This is a genomic window from Martinezella sp. CNPSo 3795 (genome assembly GCF_057784475.1).
Genome location: NZ_JBXSOQ010000002.1, coordinates 733,497 through 750,310, shown reverse-complemented (window position 1 = coordinate 750,310; position 16,814 = coordinate 733,497). Strand labels below are relative to the sequence as shown.

Sequence of the window (16,814 nt, the reverse complement as noted above, 5' to 3'; positions counted from 1 at the left end):
CCTCGGCGATATCTTATCGCAGCAGTTCCCGGCTGCCGTACAATGTCAGGCGTTGGCGAAAACATCGGCGCCGAGAATTCTCTTCAGCGATCCGATGGCCGAGGCTGGGGTATAGGAGCCGGTCACACCGCCAAGCGACTGTGAACTCACCGAAATATCCCATTCGAGACCCCTGCCGGAAACCGCTATATGGTGCCGCATCGTTTTCGTATCGGGATCGGCGACAACGATGCTGCGGGTACGGTCGAAACCGATCCCCGCAAAGGCAACGGCGGCATGGACATTGACGTTGCGCGGAAACCGCATGCAGGCTTCGCGGGTCGAGCCATCGAAGAGCGTTCCCCTGGCATCGGCCGGCTGACCGAGGCTCGCGCCGCTTTTCGTCGTGGTTATCACTACTTCTTCGATCTGCTCACGACCATCGCGCAGACCATCGAGACCGAGAACGGCGCCGTGGGGAACGAAGAAGTGTCGTCCGCTCCTGCTGGCTGCCGCATGCATAGCCGCCTCCACGGTGCGATCCGCCAACGCGGAGCAACTGAATCCGCAAAGGTCCGAATGGGCAAGGATGTCCGGCCCCAGCGTACCCAGAAGAGCCGGCGTCGCGCATTCGAGCACAAGGTCCGCCTTCCGGTCGAGCGCATATTCGGCATCATCCGTGACGAGCGTAGCCATGGCGGCGTTCCGCGCGTATTTATCCTTGTCGGATACGAGAATATAAGCGACCTCGACCCCATCTAGACTGCTGACATAGTCGAACAGGCTCCTGCCGATCACGCCTGCGCCGATAATTCCTATAGTTCTATATTTCATTGTTCCCTCCACATGGATTTCAAGTTTTGGAGATCCCTTCACAGGCCTCGACAAACGCGCGAATGGCCGCAATCCGTGGGCCGGAATTCGCCCACAGCACTCCCATATTGCGAAGCTCGCCATCTTCCATGCGATGTTTTTGCAGGCGCAGTCCCTCCGGCCACGGTGGAGCCCAGTCGGGAACGAGCGCGACGCCCAGTCCGCGATCGACCAATGCCGCAACGGCATCCAGCGCGTCCAGTTCCGCCCATTCGCGCACGCTGATGGCATGACGGCGCAGATAACGGTCGACGATCTGGCCTCCCCACTGATTGCGGTCATAACGAATGAAGGGCTGCTGCGTAAGCGCCAGATGAAAATCGTGAATTTCCAGGTCCGCGGGCGCCAGCAAGACCAAAGGTTCGCGCCGGATGGTCGACCAGCCGAATGCTTTCGGAATGGGAAATTGCGGCTCGATGATGAGAGCGGCGTCCAGCTCACCTGACAAAACCGCATGATAGAGATTCACAGACGAACCCGGCTGGAGGAAATAGTCGATCTGCCGAAAACGCTCGCTGAGGGTCGCGGTAATCTGGGGGATGAGGCCCGTCATGGCCGTCGCCGTCGCACCGAGGCGAAGCTGCCCGCTCGGGAGATCGCCCGCAGCTATTGCTCGCAGGTCCCTTGCCATGCGCACAAGCGCCGGTCCGTGGCTCTGCACGGCAAGTCCCGCCGCAGTGGGTCGGACTGTGCGGCCCACGCGAGAAACCAATGGCTGCCCGAGCTCCGTCTCCAGCGCCCTTATGCGCTGAGCGACCGCCGCCGGCGTCATATTCAAGCGCCGCGCGGCTTCGGCGACCGATCCGCATTCGGCGACGATGAGGAAGCTTTCGAGGAATTTCGTGTCCATAAGATATATTTTCTATCTTCTGAAGAAACTGGCAAGCATATTTTATTGCTTTAAATCCAGGCTATCCTAGCTTTCCAGTCTTACGCCCTCGCCGATAAAAGGAGTTTCAATGACCATTCAAGCCAAGTTCGAGCGCATGGGCACCGACGCCGCGCCGGGCCAGGAAGTGCGGCAGCAGGTCGAAGGCATCGAAGCGCTGCTGCACGGCGAACGGATCGCGGGGCGTCAGGTCGATTTTTCCCATGGTGACGTCGATGCGTTTACGCCGACGCCAGGCTCTTTCGAAGTCTTCACCGCTGGGGTGGAGGCCGGCGGCAAGCAGGCCTATACCGAATACCGCGGTGATCTCTCGATCCGCGAGCAGCTTGCGCCTAGTCTTGCGAGCTTCACGGGCGCCCCGGTCGACCCCGCCGATGGCATGATTCTGACGCCCGGTACGCAGGGCGCACTGTTCCTCGCCGTCGCCTCCACCGTCGCCCATGGCGACAAGGTTGCGGTGGTGCAGCCGGATTATTTTGCCAACCGCAAGTTGGTGGAATTCTGCGAGGGTCATATGATGCCCATTCAGATGGACTACCTGAATGTCGAGGGGCGCGCCGGCCTCGACCTCGGCCAGCTGGAAGATGCCTTCGCGGCCGGGGCGAAAGTTTTCCTGTTTTCCAATCCGAACAACCCGGCCGGCGTCGTTTATTCGCGCGAAGAAATCAAGACGATCGCATCGCTGGCCAGCCGTTATGGCGCGACCATCATCGTAGACCAGCTTTATTCGCGGCTGCTCTATTCCGGCGTCGATTATGCGCATTCGCGCGCGGAAGCCATCGACGCGGAAAACGTGATCACCATCATGGGGCCCTCGAAGACAGAGTCGCTGAGCGGTTACCGTTTGGGCGTCGCCTTCGGCTCGAAGGCGATCATCAACCGGATGGAAAAGCTGCAGGCGATCGTATCCTTGCGCGCCGGCGGCTATAGTCAGGCGGTCTTCCGTACTTGGTTCAACGAACCGCAAGGCTGGATGGATCGGCGCGTGCGCGAACATGAGGCCATTCGGGACGATCTCCTCGCGCTATTTCGCGCGGGCAAGGATATCAAGGTTCGCACCACCGAGGCAGGAAGCTATATATTCCCGCAATTGCCTCCCCTTGCCGTCGGCGGCAAGGATTTCGTGCGGATCCTCCGGTTGCAGGCAAGCGTCATCGTAACGCCCGGCACCGAATTCAGCCCTTTCTGCGACAGCAGTGTGCGCCTGAACTTCTCGCAGGACCACGCCGCCGCGGTAGCCGCAGTGGAGCGGCTTGTTTCGCTTGTCGATCGATATCGCGCATGAAACAGAGCTCCGCAATATAGCATGAAGGCTCCTGCTCGCGGATATCGGGCCGACAACACGCATCATGAGCTCCGGGCGGAGGTCAAATCCGACCGCGCGGTTTTAAATCGATTTTAAAAAAGCAAGATGCGGAGCTAATCGATTTTAATTTGCGTATTAAAAAATTCTTGTTGCGGCGCGAAGAAAATCATCCCTAATTGCCTCAGGCTGTTCTGTCCGTTCTCAGGAAACGCGCAATGACGATTTCATTTCCGCTTACAGACAAACGTACTGTCGATGAGCTGCTGAAGCACCTGAACGCGCATAAGCTGTTCTGTCCAGGAAACTGCGCCATCACCGTCAAACCCCTCGCCGCGCACGTTTCGTCGTGCCTTTCATATGCGCTCAGCACCGCCCGGACCGCGTGGTAGACCGTTCCTCCATTAAGCCTGTTTCGAGTGTGGAGATCCGAAGCTTGACCTCGGCGCATGCCGCGTTGTTGGCATCCGCCGGGCACTGCTTGATTCCGTAACGATACACTTCCGCAGGAGAAAGACATTGATGACGACATTCGAAGCCTATCTCGATGCCCATAAGGGAACATTGTTGAATGAGGACATGGTCGCCATCCTTCGCAATATTGCCGAGGCTACCCGGCAGATTTCGGGCAAGCTCAGAAGCTCGTCATTGTCAGGCCTGACGGGCGCGACCGATGCTGTCAACGTTCAGGGCGAGACGCAGAAACCGCTCGATATACTTTCCAACGAGATCATGCTCGAGGCATGCCGAAAATCGCCGGCGGTCGCATTTGCCGTATCGGAAGAACTCGATGCCGAAGTGCTCATTCATCCCGCTGGCAGATATGCGATGATCTTCGATCCGCTCGATGGATCCTCCAATCTCGATGTCAACGTAACGGTCGGAACGATCTTTTCCATCGTCGAGGCTAGCTCCGCGGCCGAGATCCTGAAAAGCGGCCGCAGTCAGTTGGCCGCGGGGTACGCGGCTTACGGGCCGCAAACCAATCTCGTGCTTGCGATCGGAGATGGCGTACAGATTTTCACGCTCGACCAATACGACGTCTACGTGATGACGACCGCGAATGCCAAGATCGTTCCGGAAACCAAGGAGTTTGCGATCAACGCGGCACGTCGCCCGTCCTGGGACGACGTCATTACCGAATATGTCGACAGGTCCATTGGAACTCCTGGATACAATATGCGCTGGGTCGGTTCGATGGTCGCCGACACGCATCGCATCTTCAACCGCGGCGGAATCTTTCTCTATCCCGCTGATCGAAGCAAGCCTGCCTCCGGCGGCCGCCTGCGTCTGCTTTATGAGGCAAATCCGATCGGCTTTCTGGTCGAAGCCGCGGGCGGTTCCGCCATTGCCGGGAAGACCGCGATCCTCGACATCGAACCAACCTCCTTGCACCAGCGGGTTCCGGTGATTTTTGGCTCGCGCCAGGAGGTCGAAAAGATCAGCCGCGCGTATTGTGTCGAGCGGACCATTGAGACGGTGTAGCAACCGAACGGAATTCCGCTTGAACGGGCGACACCCGCTCCCGCTCCAAGCCTTTGTCGCGATGATCGGATCATGAAAAGCGCGCGCGTCGATCGTTGCACCGTCGAGAAGTATCATGAGGATCGAAGCAACGCACGCAGCGGCGGCTTCTGGTAAAAGCGCCTTAAGCATGTCGGCCATCAATGCCGTCATGGTCTTCTTGCATCGAATGGCGAGGGCACAGATGTTTGGATAATCGGCTCCGAACGAGATTTTGCGCGAACACGCAAAACGTTTGATCGCGCGCCCATTGCCACATTCTCCGGTTGCTCTATTTATCACTCAAAGGCCATAGGCCTGAAAGTAGACAGTTCCCGTGAACCGGACGCCTTCGACCTTCATGTTCAATTTCTCAATATTCGACTTTCCCGAAAAGATCGGTTTCATGCTTGGGTCAGCGACAACAACTGCGATTGCATATTGCGTGACGATGCTCCCATCGAGTTCGACGCAGAAGCAAGCAGCGCGGCGCTTGGTCCTCTTATCCTGTCCACCAGGCGGTGGCTCGATCAGGTCCGACCTTCTGCCTATGAGGTTAATCGAACCGAACGACATATACGGAGCGATCGCCCGAGGTTTATCGATGCAGATCGGACTTCAGGTCCGCATTGGCCGATTTTCAGACGGCGCTCGCATTTACGCCGGCCGATGATCCAGGCCGCACCAATATGCTGTCGGCAATAGAATCGGTGAAAAGAAGAACTTGATCGCCAGCTTCGCCACGAATCGAGCCGCAGCACGGCACGCGAGGTCGGCCACCGCGACTGTCCTAGCCCTGCCCCTAGATCTATCGTCGTATCATCAACAGAGGAAGTTTTCGCTTTGTATAAGACAGCTTTTTACGCTTTTGCGTTCGCCACTATTTCTCTCGGCTCCGCCGCTGCCAGCCCATGCTCGCAACACTATCAAAGCACCGGCGTTCCGCTTATAACCGGCGTGACCTATAAGACCTGGATGGAATTCCCATCAATCAGCCCAGCCGTCGCCTTTGATAAGGTTTCGCGGGCGGTCCTGGCCGAAGGTTTTGTGGATGTGAATGTCGAGAAGCAGCTCGGCACGCTAACCGCGCAGCAGGAAACGACCGGTTCGGGTCGGCCTCAGACCCTGCGCGTCGTCATCAGAAAGAGTGGCAAGGGCAGCCGGGTTGATGCGCTTTTCATGGTGCCGCAGGGCCAAGTCGCTCCCAACATGAGCGACAATCTCTGCCGTGTCGTGAACTCTGTAAGCGATTAAGTCTCTCGCGCTCCCGCCGAGCGTGCGTGTGTTTAATCTCACCACGCTTCGGCTGCTATTGGAGTTTGATTGCTGCTTGGGCCGGCCGCGACATGCGGCCGCGCTCTCCAATATCGACGGGTTCGACTTGATCCACTCGTGAACAACGGCTTCACGACCGTAGCTCAGTAGGAAATACGCCCATCGACGATGGGCGAGGAGCCAGATGAAAGCTGCTGCTTCAACACCTGCCTCGCATCATCGCTGACAATAGACATGGGAGCGGCGACCACAACTTTCGCTGCGGAGCCCGCCAGGTCCGCGGTTCGCACCGCCGCCATGCCGACCCGATCCGCAAGCGAGGTTTGCCCGGTGTCCAACGACTGTCCTGCCAACCGCCGTCCAAGCAATTGGACCATATCGCGATTGTCCGCAAACGTATTGTGGCCCAGCGCATCGTCGGGTTTAACGGAACTCGTATCGACCACCGTGATACCGAGCTTGGCCAAATCGGCTGCATAAGGTGTCGAATCGAAGCCGCCGACACGGTTGACGCCGCCGGAGAGCCATCGCGAGACCTGGAGAGCCTTGTCCCTTGTCGATGAAAAGATCGTGAAATGCGGGTGCTGCGGCCCCATTTCGATCATCTGCCGACGAAAGACGTCGATATCGATGTCGGGCGATGCCAGGATGACATTCTTTACCTTCGACGGAATTGTCTTGTTACGCATCGCGACGCCGCGCAGCGCCTCTGCGGTCAGCCAGGATCCCATGGAATGGGCAAGAATGGTCACCTCCCCGACGTCAGGGCTTCTGGCAGATTGCAGGATCAGATCCTCCAATGCCCGGCGGGAGAAATTCGTGCTCTCCTTGTCGTAGAGATAGTCGAAGACATTGCCGCGCGAGGGCCAGGTGAAGAGGATCGGCGCGGCGTCGGTTCCCGAATCATGAATGATCTGCGCGAAGCGAAAGACCGCGTCGGAATAGGTATTGTTGAAGCCGTGCACGAAGATGACGACCTGGCGCTTGGCATTGCGGTTCTTGCTGAACCACTCGAAAATATTGCGCTCGGACGCCACCCTTCCGACCTTGAGGACAGCGAACTCTTTTTCGGGATTGGCCGGCGCATGCGATGGCCATTGCACTTCGCCGATCTTGCGATTTCGATCGGGAGGAATGGAGACGACGATATCGTTGAGAGAAATCGCCGTTCCACGTTCGCCGGAGTAAAGCTCGCCTGGCTTGTCGGTCGGCTGGCGTGTCGTCGCCACCATCATGTCCACGGTGCTGGTGCCCGGTCCCGCCGTGGCGACCGGCTGGAGAACATTCTCCAGCCGCCCCGCGCATCCGGCCAATACCGATAGGGCCATCAGGACAGAAAGACATGGCCGCTTAGCAGCACAGGTCGCCTTTCGAACGCCAGACATCAAATCACCTCGTGCTGCGCGCCATCACGGGGAATGCGAAACCAGGCGACGTACAAGGCGGGAAGGAAAAGCAACGTCAAAGCCGTGCCGACGACGATGCCGCCCATCATCGCATAGGCCATCGGACCCCAGAATATCTCCCTGGAGATCGGGATTAGCGCAAGCGTTGCCGCAGCGGCCGTCAGCATGATGGGCCGCATTCGATGCTCCGTCGCCTCGATGACGGCTTGCCAGGCCGGCACGCCCTCGCTTCGAAGGTGCTCGATCTGCACGACGAGGATCACCGAATTGCGGATCAGGATCCCTATGAGAGCAAGCACGCCAAGGATTGCGACGAACCCCATCGGCGCGTTGCTGAAGAGAAGTGCGATAACGACACCGATAAGTGCTGTGGGAGCGACAGCGAACACCAGAAAGAGCCTGCTGAAACTTTGCAGCTGGATCATCAGGATCGTCGCCATGATGAAGAGCATCAGCGGCGCCACCGCCACGATCGGCCCTTGCGCTTTGGCGCTTTCCTCGACTGAGCCGCCATCCACGATATGGTAGCCGCTTGGAAGCGTCTTGCGGAATTCGTCGACTTTCGGCTGCAGTTCGCTGACGATCGTCGCCGGTTGCGTCGATCCGACGACTGCGGCCTTGATGGTGATGGTCGGTATGCGCGTCCGCCGCCAGATCGTCGGTTGCTCCAGCTCGTAATGGAAATTCGCAACCGCCGAGAGGGGCACGGATTTGCCGTTCGAGCCGGCCAGTAGAAGGTTCTGCAGCGTCTCGATCGAGCCGCGCTCGGCCGTCTGGGCTCTGCCGATCACATCGATCAGATAGATGTCGTCGCGAATATTGGTTGCGGCCGTTCCCTCGACGATGCCGTTCAGAGCCGTTGCGATATCTTGGGACGAGACGCCCAATTGCCGCGCCTTGTCCTGCAGAACGTCGACTTTGACGACGCGCGAAGGTTCGTTCCAGTCGAAGGTCATGTTGGACAGCAGCGGATGCTGACCGACGATGCCCGCAAATTGCTGGGCGATGTCCCGGACCTTCTGGACATCGGGTCCGCTGATCCGGTACTGCACCGGCTTGCCGACCGGAGGGCCGATGTCGAGCAGCTTCACGAAAGCGTCGGTTCCGGGGAAGGTCTTCGTCAGATAATCCTGCAATTCGGCTTTGACCTTGTCGCGAACGTCAAGACCCTTGGTGACGATCACTGTCTGACCGAACGAGACGTCGGGTGTTTGCACATCGAAGGACAGGATGAAGCGAGGAGCGCCTTGCCCGACATAGCTCGTCCAATGATCGATATCCTTGTTGTTCGCCAGCATCTCGCGTTCGAACCTGGCCATCTGCTTGTTCGTCTCGGAAATCGAACTGTTCTGCGGCAGGTTCCAGTCGACGATCAGTTCAGGTCTGTCGGAGGAAGGGAAGAATTGTTGCTGCACCAGGCTCATCCCGCCGATGGAGAGGGCAAACGCGGCCACGGTCGCACCGATGGTTATCCAGCGCCAACGCAGGGCAAGGCTCAGGAGCCAGGCAAAGACGCGCGCAAAGCGGCCTTTCTGCTCATGGTGGGATTTCATGGTCTTCGGAAGGATCGTCACGCCCAGAAGCGGCGTGAACAACACCGCGACGACCCATGAAACCAGGAGCGAAACGGCGATGACCACGAAGAGAGTGAAGGTGAATTCGCCGGCGGCACTGGTGTTGAGACCGACGGGGATGAAGCCCGCCACCGTCACAAGCGTGCCCGTCAGCATCGGGAAGGCGGTCGAGGTGTAGACGTAGGTCGCCGCCTTTCTGAGGTCGTCGCCCACTTCCAGTCGGGCTACCATCATCTCGACGGCGATCATGGCATCATCAACAAGAAGGCCAAGGGCGATGATCAGCGCTCCAAGCGAAATACGCTGCATGGAAATGCCGGTATAGGCCATAACGAGAAAGGTAATCGCCAGCACGAGCGGAATGGAAATGGCGACCACGAGGCCCGCCCGGACGCCAAGGCTGATGAAGCTGATCGCAAGCACGATGACGATCGCCTCGAACAACGCGCGCGTGAAGCCCGATACGGCCTCATCGACGACGGCGGGCTGATCGGATACGCGTTGAACGTCGACGCCGATGGGAAGATCGGCCGTGACCTGCTCGATTTCCTTGTCGAGCGCCTTGCCGAACTCAAGCAGATTTGCCCCGGTCTTCATGCCTATGGCAAGCCCGATGGCCGGCTGCCCGTTAAATCTGAACAGGGATGAAGGAGGATCGACATAGCCGCGTTTGATCGTCGCGACGTCGGTCAGCGGAAAGAAGCGATCGTTGACGCGAAGATTGATCGATCTGAGGCTATCCTCGGATGTGAACTGTCCGCTCACCCGCAAGGCGATGCGCTCAGGACCGGCGTCGACGAAACCGGACTGGGTCACGGCATTCTGCGCCTGAAGCGTGTCGATGACGGATTGCTGGTTAAGGCCGAGAGCGGCGATCTTTCGCGTGGAAAATTCGAGATAGATGGCCTCGTCCTGCGCGCCGATGATATCGACCTTGCCGACATTGGGAACCGTCAGCACCTTCGCGCGCGCATCCTCGACCAGATCCCGAAGCTGGCGCTGCGTCAACCCATCACCGGTGAAGGCATAGATATTGCCATAGACGTCGCCGAAGTTATCGTTGAAAAACGGTCCCACGACGCCGCTTGGAAAATCTCCCTTGATGTCGCCGACCATGTTGCGGACCCGCATCCAGATGGCATTGACATCCTTGGCCTTGGTCGTCGGCAGAAGCTCGACAAAAATGGTCGTCTGGCCGGCAACCGTCTCGCTCTTCGTATAGTCGAGCGAATCCAGCTCCTCCAGCTTCTTTTCTATGCGGTCGGTGACCTGTTTGGTCACCTCCTCGGCCGATGCGCCAGGCCATTGGGCCTGAATGATCATGGTCTTGATGGTGAAGGCGGGATCTTCTTCGCGACCAAGACCGATATAGGAAAACGCGCCGGCCAGAATGAAGACGATCATGAAGTACCAGACGAGCGAACGATGTTCGAGCGCCCAGTCGGACAGATTGAATTTTTTCACGGGGATCTTTCCTTAGTCTACCCTGACGGCCTGGCCGTCCGTGAGCTTATGAACGCCGGCGATAACAATGCGTTCGCCGGGGCTGATGCCTTCGGCGATCCTCACCGAACCGCCTTCGACGAGGTCCCCGTCGATCTTGATCGCGCGAATGGAGACCTTGCGAGCCGCGGTATCGACCACCCAGACGTTTGGCTTTCCGTCTTTCACCAGCACGGATGAGGACGGCAGCAGGATCATCGGATCCGCGATAACAGTCGCGGTCGCGGTAACGACGGAGCCAAGGCGAAATGCTGCCGGCGGATTGATGAGCGTGATTTTCGTGCGCCGCGTGCGGGTGGTGGCCTCGGCTTCCGGAGCAATCTCTCGGACCACACCGCTCGCGCGGATGGTCGGGTCGAGCTGGAGCGCCACTTCAAAGGGCGAGCCCACCTTGAGACCGTCGAAGCTTGCCACCGGTATGTCGATGATGGCATCGCGCTGGTCGGGACGCGCGACGGTGGCGATGCTCTGGCCGGCCGAGACGACCTGGCCCACTTCGGCGGAAGTTGCGGTCACGACGCCATCGAATTCCGCGCGCAGCTGCGCATAGCCCAGCTGCTCCTCGGCCTTGTCCAGATTGGCCTGCGCCTTGGCAACCGCCGCACTCGCGCTCTTGCGGCCAAGTTCGGCTTCTTCGTAGGCCGCCTCGCTTCCCGATCGGCTCTCGAGCAAGGACCGTTGACGTTCTTCCGTGGATGCGGCATTTACCAGCTGCGCCTGGGCATTCGAAAGCTCGGACTGGGAACTCTTGACCGCAAGCTCGAGCGAAAGCGGATCGATGGCGGCAACGACATCGCCTTTCCTGACGATGTCGCCGACGCTGACCTTGCGCGCAATGACCCGTCCCAGGACCCGAAATGCCAGCTGGGTCTCGATCTTGGCCTCGACCGTTCCCGGCAGGGTCAGCGCCGAAGCCGCTGTGGACTTGGCGACAACGGAAAGCACGGGACGCGGCGGCGCGTAATGGGCTTCATCCTGTTTTTCGCAAGAAGTCAGCAGCAATGACCCGAGGATCGCCAGGCCAGTCGTGATGCGGATATTCATTTTGCAGCTCCGTTGTCATATGTGACGGCCTGGCCCGATCGCAGGAATTTCGCGCCGTCAGCGACAACGATCTCGCCCGGCGACACGCCCGCCCGCACGGCAAAACGGCCGGTTTCATAGCTGGAGACTTCGACCTGGCGAAGAGAGACGCTCGACGAGGCAGGATCGACAATCCAGACGGCCGGCTTGCCGCTCTTCGACGCCATCGCCGACCACGGCAGCTCGATTGCGTCCCGCGCCGCGGACCGAAACAGCCCGACCACCGGAGCGCCGAGCGGCATGTCTGGCGCCCCCTCGAGCGCCACCTTGATCCTGATCGTCCCGGTCGACGAGTCAATCGTGGGCGAGATTTCGCGGACGGAGGCCTCTATCCTGTGAGACGGCGCCGAAAGGAGGCTGACAGCGACCTTGTTTTCAAGATTGCGGCCCAGATAAAGGGATTCAAAGACGTTGAAGACCGCGTCGCGCGGACCGTCATGCGCAAGGGTGAAGACAAGTTGCGCTGCTTGCGCGACCTGGCCGACCTCGGCGTTTCTGGCGGTGATCACACCGTCGGCATCAGCGCGCAGCTCCGTATAGGAAAGCGCGTCCTGTGCGGTGTCGAGCTGCGCTTGCGCGGATTTCACGCTCCCCTGGGCCGTCAGGAGGGTTTCCTGGGCCTGATCAAGCGCGGCGCGGGTCGTAACCTGCGTCTTGAAGAGGTTCTGCTGCCGGTCGAAGGCGAGCTGAGCCTGTGTCTGCTGGGCAAGCGCCGATTGCAGGTTCGCCGTGGCGACCCCCAGATCAGCCTTCTGTTCTTCCGCATCCATGCGCGCAAGCACCTGCCCCGCCTTCACCGACGAGCCGACATCGACGAGGCGTTCGACAATGCGCCCACTGACCCTGAAGGAAAGATCGCTCTCCACCCGGGCACTGACTTCGCCGGTGATGCTGTTGTTTTCGACGACCGGCGTCACCTTGGCCATGACGGTCTCCACATTCTTCGGCTTGGCCTCGCTCGCACTTTGCTCTTCGCATGAGGCAAGCGCGACGGCGCTGACACCGAGCCAGGCGACGACAAGGACAGTTTTCATGAATTTGACCTCTTGCATCCGTTCGGCAGACGAATATTATTGACTGACTAGGAAGTCAATGGAAATTGTCTTGACGCCAAACGACGAATAACGCCCAAGGTGGGATATGCCCGATACGAAAAAGCTGACGCGCGCGGAGCAGAAAGCCCGCCGCCCCGTTCAGATCCTGGATGCTGCGTTTGAGGAATTCGTCGAACGTGGTTACGTCGCGACGCGCGTCGAAGATATAGCCACCAGGATTGGAGTTACGAAGGGGACCATCTACGTCTACTTCGAGACGAAGGAGCAGCTTTTCGAAGCAATGATCCGGCACATTTCGACGCCCCTCGAAGATCTATTGATAAGCGGAAATGAGCTGAAGGGGACCGCTACGGAGCGGCTTCGGAAAAATATCGAGCTGATCTACGATCTCATAATCAATGATCGCAAATTGCGCGAATTGATGAGGTTCGTCATTGCCGAAGGTTCGCGGTTTCCACATATCGTCGACAGGCACCACGACATATTCATCCATCCTCTCGAACGGCAGATGCAATCCCTTATCGACGAAGGGGTAAAGCTTGGGGAGTTCCGTCAAGCACCAGCGGCGTTCTGCGACGCGGTCGTCGCTCCTGCCATTGCCTTTCTATTCTTCAAGCTTCTTTTCGACGAGCGGCGAACTCTGGACAAGGCAAGCTATGTGAAAGCACATATGGATCTCGTCCTGCATGGGCTGCTTGACCGGCGTTGAACGTGCAATGCTCTTTATGGCCTTGCCGGCCATGGTGCGTCTCGGAACTCAATGCGCCCCTTTCGGCTCTCTGATCTGCTTGGTGGAATCGTTCGTCCGAACAAAAAGCAGACCACTCGTGAGATATTGAGCAGAAAGCTAACCGATGAAACAGCGCATGGCCAAAACTTACGGCGGCAGGCTGGGACGATTATAGCCTTATCGACTGACACATGGAGGACGATATGTCGCTGAATGATTTCGGAAATGTCGGAGGCGCCTATCAGAGATATTCGGAGGGGATACGCGGCAGAATACGACACGAACTGGTGTTCCAGGTGGTTGCTGAACTGACAGCTGCGGGAGGAACGGTTCTGGATATGGGATGTGGCGATGGTGAAATAGCCGTGCGTCTATGCGAGGCGGGTTTCAATGTTCTTGGTGTCGATGCATCGCCCGAAATGCTGCGTCGAGCCTATTTGCGTAAGGATCAATTGTCGGAGCGAGCCCGCAATCGACTTGATTTTGCAGTCGGCACTATCGAAAATTTCAAGCCAAAGCAGACATTCGACGCGGTCTGCTGCCACGGAGTGTTGATGTACTTGGATGACAGCGGCGCTGCCATTCAAACATTAGCAAACCATGTCAGCCCCGGGGGGCTGCTTAGTATTCTAACCAAGAATGCACTCTCCAACGGCTTTCGCGAAGCACTCCGAGGAGACTATGAGTTGGCTCGGCAGTTGATCGAGACCGGCGCGGCGAGCAGCATCGGCAATCTCGGCATCAGCACGCGCGGCGACGATCCTTCAGCAATTGTTGACTGCATGAAGCAATGTGGTTTCAACGACTGTCAGTGGAGGGGAATCCGCATTTTCTCAGATCACCTCGATGCGGACAGCTTTGACGACAGTATGGCTGATGCACTCATTGCGCTGGAGCAGGCAACCTCGCTGCGCGATCCATATAGGCTAATGGCTCGGCTGTTCCACGCGACGGGTCGAAAAAATCAATAGGTTTGCCACTGAGCTGGTCAAGAGCGAAACGCTGGCGTTATCGTCGCGCCGTTACCTTCCCCGAAAGTCATCGCGCGTCGCCATGCCGGCTTGGTCGGTGCGGCCAGCCTCATCTTCGATGGCTAGCTGCTGGCAGATAGCTCGTTGTTCGAGAAATAGCTCATCGGGTCTTTGGTGCGGCCACTCGTTCGAGCCGTCCGCACCGTGCACTTTCTATCGGCTGGCCAATGCAACAACGCGATCGGCCGCCGCTGAAAAGCCTTGCAGAGACACCTGGAATCCAAGGGCATTGCCGCCATCGGCAACAACCTTGAGGTTCAAGCGGGAACCGGTTCGCAATTTGGCAAGTGTCGGAGCGTCGATCGGAAGCAGGGCTATGCAGCCGTTCGGCAGGCAAGTACGAAAACGCACTGGCTTCAGGGGCGGCTGATCGTCGATATTCGGTGTGACGCCCGAGTCGAGCACAATTCCGAACGGCAACAGCAGCGTTGCGAGCGCACTACCATCGGGACGCATCTGCATTTCGACGGCGAGCAGTCTTTGACCATTCTGCTGGGTTTGATCCTGCGAGAGCGCACAAGACGCAGCCTTGTCGCGCTGATTGCACGCAACATGCCAATCCTGATAGGTCTCTTGCAGGCTGGACGCGCCGTTCGGCAGAGCCGATTGGGCAAAGGCCGAAGGTGCAGGCGTCAGAGCAAAGCCCGCGGAGATGAAGGCGAGTACCGCATAGGATATGCGGCCGATTGTTCGAGATGAAATGAATGCGGATTTTGACAAGGGATAAAATCTCTCAACTTGAAACACGACCTTGTGCAATCGGTTGCGCAAAAGGCCAAGATAACGGGCTAGCGGCGGCGGCCGCCTTTCAACGCGAACTGGCGCGCCCAAAGGCGCTCACGCTCGAAAGCGTTCAGGTACATACCCACTCCCGCACGCTGCAGCGGGAGCCGGAGCGCTCGCAGGCCTTAAGCGCGAGGTCTTCGGCTTCGCGACGCGTCGGTGCCGAATTCGCACTCCATGGCGTAACGCGCTTGCCGCCTTCCTTGCCGATGGCGAGTGCGCCGCAATGATTGTAGGGAAAGCCGGTTTTGTCGTCGTCATCCCAGTGACGATGATTGCGGAAGACGCTGACGACGATGCAGCTCTTGCCCTTATCCCGCTCGCAATGCTTGAGGGCGATATCCATGGCTTCCTGGCGCTTGTCGGCGCCCCAGAAGAAGCCGTATTTTTCATCCGGTGCCGAATAGGCGATGGCTGCCCATATGCCGCGCTCTTCAGGCGGGGGAGCCGGCGGCTGCTCTGTCGTGAAGAGATCGGCGGCCCACGGATGGACGGCGGAGACAAGCAGCATGCCTATCGCGGCAATCGCGGATTTCAATCTCATTTTGCGCTCCCTTGGTTTCCTGCTGCCGAAGCCACGGATATGACGACGCAGCCGCTTCCTGTCGGCAAAAGCATCGCATCACCGCCATCGTTGCCGAGCTGGTAGACACCGACTTGGTCGAGATTGTTGACGAGCTTGCTTCCATTCGGGAACTTGGCCGAAACTTCCGGGCAAGACATCGTGAACGGTGCAACGCGAACCATTGATCCTTCACAGCCGGATGCGACGGGCGCTGCGAATACGATGCCGGCGGCCGGACCGTTATAGCCCTGTGTGGCATAGTTCATGCCGACAAGCGCTTGTACGGCATGCTTGTCGGCTGCCTCTTTGTTCCACACCGATTGGACATTGTACTGCGTGCCATTGGTCAACAGCTGCCCGAGAACCGGGAAAATCGTCGAGCAGGAATGCAGTCCGGCCTGCTTGGCGTGCTGCAGGAATGGCGTATCGGGCAGCGCCTGATTGGCATCGTTCGCGGCCGCGACCGCCGGCTGGGAGAGAAGATTACCCAACACATCATATCGGAAGGCGGCATAGCCGCCAGCGGCGACGATTGCGATCGCCAGCACCGAAAGGGCGGCGGTCTTTCGCCAGCTTCGCTTCGGCCTGACTTGCTCGACGGCCAGGTTCTGAATTGCGGCGTCCTTGGTGTTTCGCGACATGATGCGATCGTGAATCGATTGCTGGGTCATTGAAATCCATCCATCACTTTATCGCCTTCACGGCTGTGGAAAGGCCTTTGAGACTTGCGGTCACGCTGATCGTTCTCCCGTCCGCGGTCGGATAGGAAACCGTCGGCGCGGTATTCTTGGAAATCTGCTCGCGCAGTAGGGGTCCGACCGGCAGCATGCCGACGCATACCGTGTTGTTGCAGCCGTTGAACCGGACCTGTATCGGCTCCTTGCGGCCCTCGAATTGCAACAGGATACCGCCGTCGCTTTTGGCAATCGGGGCCGCACGCAAGATCATGTAGGGATCGCCCTTTTTCGTCGCGGCGAGCGACCAGCTGAATGCGACCTGCCCCGCCTCGTTCTCGATGATTTGAGTAACGTTGCAGACCCGCTGGCGAATTTTGAGATTTTCGTCGCAGATCAGCGTCCAGTTTTCGAAGGGACGAATGGTCCGCTGATAATCGCCAAGCTTCGCTTCCGGAGGAATCACGACTTCGGAAGGCTTTATGCGATACATGGGGGCGGCAGTCTCCTGTCCAGCTGCGATCGAGCCGAACAGGAGCATGCAAGCCATGAAAGCCGGGACGCCGAAGAGCGCTCCTTTGAACATGT

The 16,814-nt window shown here is 58.7% G+C and carries 15 protein-coding genes; 5 read left to right on the top strand and 10 right to left on the bottom strand.

Features of this window, described 5'->3' with window-relative positions; genetic code table 11:
- Positions 1-45: 45 nt before the first annotated feature.
- Together AC13QY_RS08300 and AC13QY_RS08295 are read right to left on the bottom strand one after the other, a co-directional pair.
- Complete coding sequence (locus AC13QY_RS08300) at positions 46-813, bottom strand: aspartate dehydrogenase domain-containing protein (protein WP_488493222.1); 768 nt, start codon at positions 811-813, stop codon at positions 46-48.
- Between the two features lie 19 nt (positions 814-832).
- On the bottom strand, positions 833-1,702 hold the full coding sequence (locus AC13QY_RS08295) for a LysR family transcriptional regulator (protein WP_488493221.1): 870 nt from the start codon (positions 1,700-1,702) through the stop codon (positions 833-835).
- Between the two features lie 109 nt (positions 1,703-1,811).
- Here AC13QY_RS08295 and AC13QY_RS08290 point away from each other — a divergent pair, with 109 nt between their 5' ends.
- The 3 genes from AC13QY_RS08290 to AC13QY_RS08280 all read left to right on the top strand — a co-directional run bounded on the left by AC13QY_RS08290 (position 1,812) and on the right by AC13QY_RS08280 (position 5,801).
- On the top strand, positions 1,812-3,026 hold the full coding sequence (locus AC13QY_RS08290) for a pyridoxal phosphate-dependent aminotransferase (RefSeq protein ID WP_488493220.1): 1,215 nt from the start codon (positions 1,812-1,814) through the stop codon (positions 3,024-3,026).
- Between the two features lie 540 nt (positions 3,027-3,566).
- Positions 3,567-4,529, top strand: coding sequence for a class 1 fructose-bisphosphatase (locus AC13QY_RS08285; RefSeq protein WP_113420852.1), 963 nt, complete (start codon positions 3,567-3,569; stop codon positions 4,527-4,529).
- Between the two features lie 993 nt (positions 4,530-5,522).
- The gene (locus tag AC13QY_RS08280; RefSeq protein ID WP_488493219.1) at positions 5,523-5,801 is read left to right on the top strand and encodes a hypothetical protein; all 279 of its coding nucleotides are present in this window, start codon (positions 5,523-5,525) and stop codon (positions 5,799-5,801) included.
- A 164-nt stretch (positions 5,802-5,965) separates the two neighbouring features.
- Here AC13QY_RS08280 and AC13QY_RS08275 read toward each other — a convergent pair whose 3' ends face one another.
- From AC13QY_RS08275 to AC13QY_RS08260, 4 genes are read right to left on the bottom strand one after another with little or no spacing between them, the layout of a single operon-like run.
- Positions 5,966-7,207 (bottom strand): alpha/beta hydrolase, encoded by a 1,242-nt coding sequence (locus tag AC13QY_RS08275; protein WP_488493218.1) that lies wholly within the window; start codon positions 7,205-7,207, stop codon positions 5,966-5,968.
- The gene (locus AC13QY_RS08270; RefSeq protein WP_488493217.1) at positions 7,207-10,266 is read right to left on the bottom strand and encodes an efflux RND transporter permease subunit; all 3,060 of its coding nucleotides are present in this window, start codon (positions 10,264-10,266) and stop codon (positions 7,207-7,209) included. Before AC13QY_RS08270 ends, AC13QY_RS08275 begins: the two co-directional genes overlap by 1 nt.
- Positions 10,267-10,278: 12 nt before the next feature.
- Positions 10,279-11,349 carry an efflux RND transporter periplasmic adaptor subunit gene (locus AC13QY_RS08265; RefSeq protein ID WP_488493216.1) on the bottom strand — a complete coding sequence of 357 codons (1,071 nt, stop codon included), beginning with the start codon at positions 11,347-11,349 and terminating at the stop codon, positions 10,279-10,281.
- A complete protein-coding gene (locus tag AC13QY_RS08260) occupies positions 11,346-12,422 on the bottom strand; it encodes an efflux RND transporter periplasmic adaptor subunit (RefSeq protein WP_488493215.1) in 1,077 nt (358 codons plus the stop codon). Before AC13QY_RS08260 ends, AC13QY_RS08265 begins: the two co-directional genes overlap by 4 nt.
- 106 nt (positions 12,423-12,528) lie before the next feature.
- Here AC13QY_RS08260 and AC13QY_RS08255 point away from each other — a divergent pair, with 106 nt between their 5' ends.
- Both AC13QY_RS08255 and AC13QY_RS08250 read left to right on the top strand, forming a co-directional pair.
- Positions 12,529-13,152: a TetR/AcrR family transcriptional regulator gene (locus AC13QY_RS08255; RefSeq protein WP_488493214.1), complete on the top strand. Its 624-nt coding sequence runs from the start codon at positions 12,529-12,531 to the stop codon at positions 13,150-13,152.
- A 224-nt stretch (positions 13,153-13,376) separates the two neighbouring features.
- A complete protein-coding gene (locus AC13QY_RS08250; protein ID WP_488493213.1) occupies positions 13,377-14,144 on the top strand; it encodes a methyltransferase in 768 nt (255 codons plus the stop codon).
- 213 nt (positions 14,145-14,357) lie between these two features.
- Here AC13QY_RS08250 and AC13QY_RS08245 read toward each other — a convergent pair whose 3' ends face one another.
- The 4 genes from AC13QY_RS08245 to AC13QY_RS08230 form a co-directional block, all read right to left on the bottom strand.
- Positions 14,358-14,924: an invasion associated locus B family protein gene (locus AC13QY_RS08245; RefSeq protein ID WP_113353150.1), complete on the bottom strand. Its 567-nt coding sequence runs from the start codon at positions 14,922-14,924 to the stop codon at positions 14,358-14,360.
- A 133-nt stretch (positions 14,925-15,057) separates the two neighbouring features.
- Positions 15,058-15,531: a DUF4189 domain-containing protein gene (locus AC13QY_RS08240; RefSeq protein WP_269244247.1), complete on the bottom strand. Its 474-nt coding sequence runs from the start codon at positions 15,529-15,531 to the stop codon at positions 15,058-15,060.
- Positions 15,528-16,223 carry a hypothetical protein gene (locus AC13QY_RS08235; RefSeq protein WP_488493212.1) on the bottom strand — a complete coding sequence of 232 codons (696 nt, stop codon included), beginning with the start codon at positions 16,221-16,223 and terminating at the stop codon, positions 15,528-15,530. The genes AC13QY_RS08240 and AC13QY_RS08235 overlap by 4 nt, the downstream gene beginning before the upstream one ends.
- Positions 16,224-16,236: 13 nt before the next feature.
- Positions 16,237-16,812, bottom strand: a complete 576-nt coding sequence (locus AC13QY_RS08230; protein ID WP_488493211.1) for an invasion associated locus B family protein — start codon at positions 16,810-16,812, stop codon at positions 16,237-16,239.
- Between the last annotated feature and the right edge of the window lie 2 nt (positions 16,813-16,814).

Coding starts and splice junctions, on each gene's coding strand:
- AC13QY_RS08300 (WP_488493222.1), bottom strand. CDS start 813: ATGAAATATAGAACTATAGGAATTATCGGCGCAGGCGTGATCGGCAGG.
- AC13QY_RS08295 (WP_488493221.1), bottom strand. CDS start 1,702: ATGGACACGAAATTCCTCGAAAGCTTCCTCATCGTCGCCGAATGCGGA.
- AC13QY_RS08290 (WP_488493220.1), top strand. CDS start 1,812: ATGACCATTCAAGCCAAGTTCGAGCGCATGGGCACCGACGCCGCGCCG.
- AC13QY_RS08285 (WP_113420852.1), top strand. CDS start 3,567: ATGACGACATTCGAAGCCTATCTCGATGCCCATAAGGGAACATTGTTG.
- AC13QY_RS08280 (WP_488493219.1), top strand. CDS start 5,523: ATGGAATTCCCATCAATCAGCCCAGCCGTCGCCTTTGATAAGGTTTCG.
- AC13QY_RS08275 (WP_488493218.1), bottom strand. CDS start 7,207: ATGTCTGGCGTTCGAAAGGCGACCTGTGCTGCTAAGCGGCCATGTCTT.
- AC13QY_RS08265 (WP_488493216.1), bottom strand. CDS start 11,349: ATGAATATCCGCATCACGACTGGCCTGGCGATCCTCGGGTCATTGCTG.
- AC13QY_RS08260 (WP_488493215.1), bottom strand. CDS start 12,422: ATGAAAACTGTCCTTGTCGTCGCCTGGCTCGGTGTCAGCGCCGTCGCG.
- AC13QY_RS08255 (WP_488493214.1), top strand. CDS start 12,529: ATGCCCGATACGAAAAAGCTGACGCGCGCGGAGCAGAAAGCCCGCCGC.
- AC13QY_RS08250 (WP_488493213.1), top strand. CDS start 13,377: ATGTCGCTGAATGATTTCGGAAATGTCGGAGGCGCCTATCAGAGATAT.
- AC13QY_RS08240 (WP_269244247.1), bottom strand. CDS start 15,531: ATGAGATTGAAATCCGCGATTGCCGCGATAGGCATGCTGCTTGTCTCC.
- AC13QY_RS08235 (WP_488493212.1), bottom strand. CDS start 16,223: ATGACCCAGCAATCGATTCACGATCGCATCATGTCGCGAAACACCAAG.
- AC13QY_RS08230 (WP_488493211.1), bottom strand. CDS start 16,812: ATGTTCAAAGGAGCGCTCTTCGGCGTCCCGGCTTTCATGGCTTGCATG.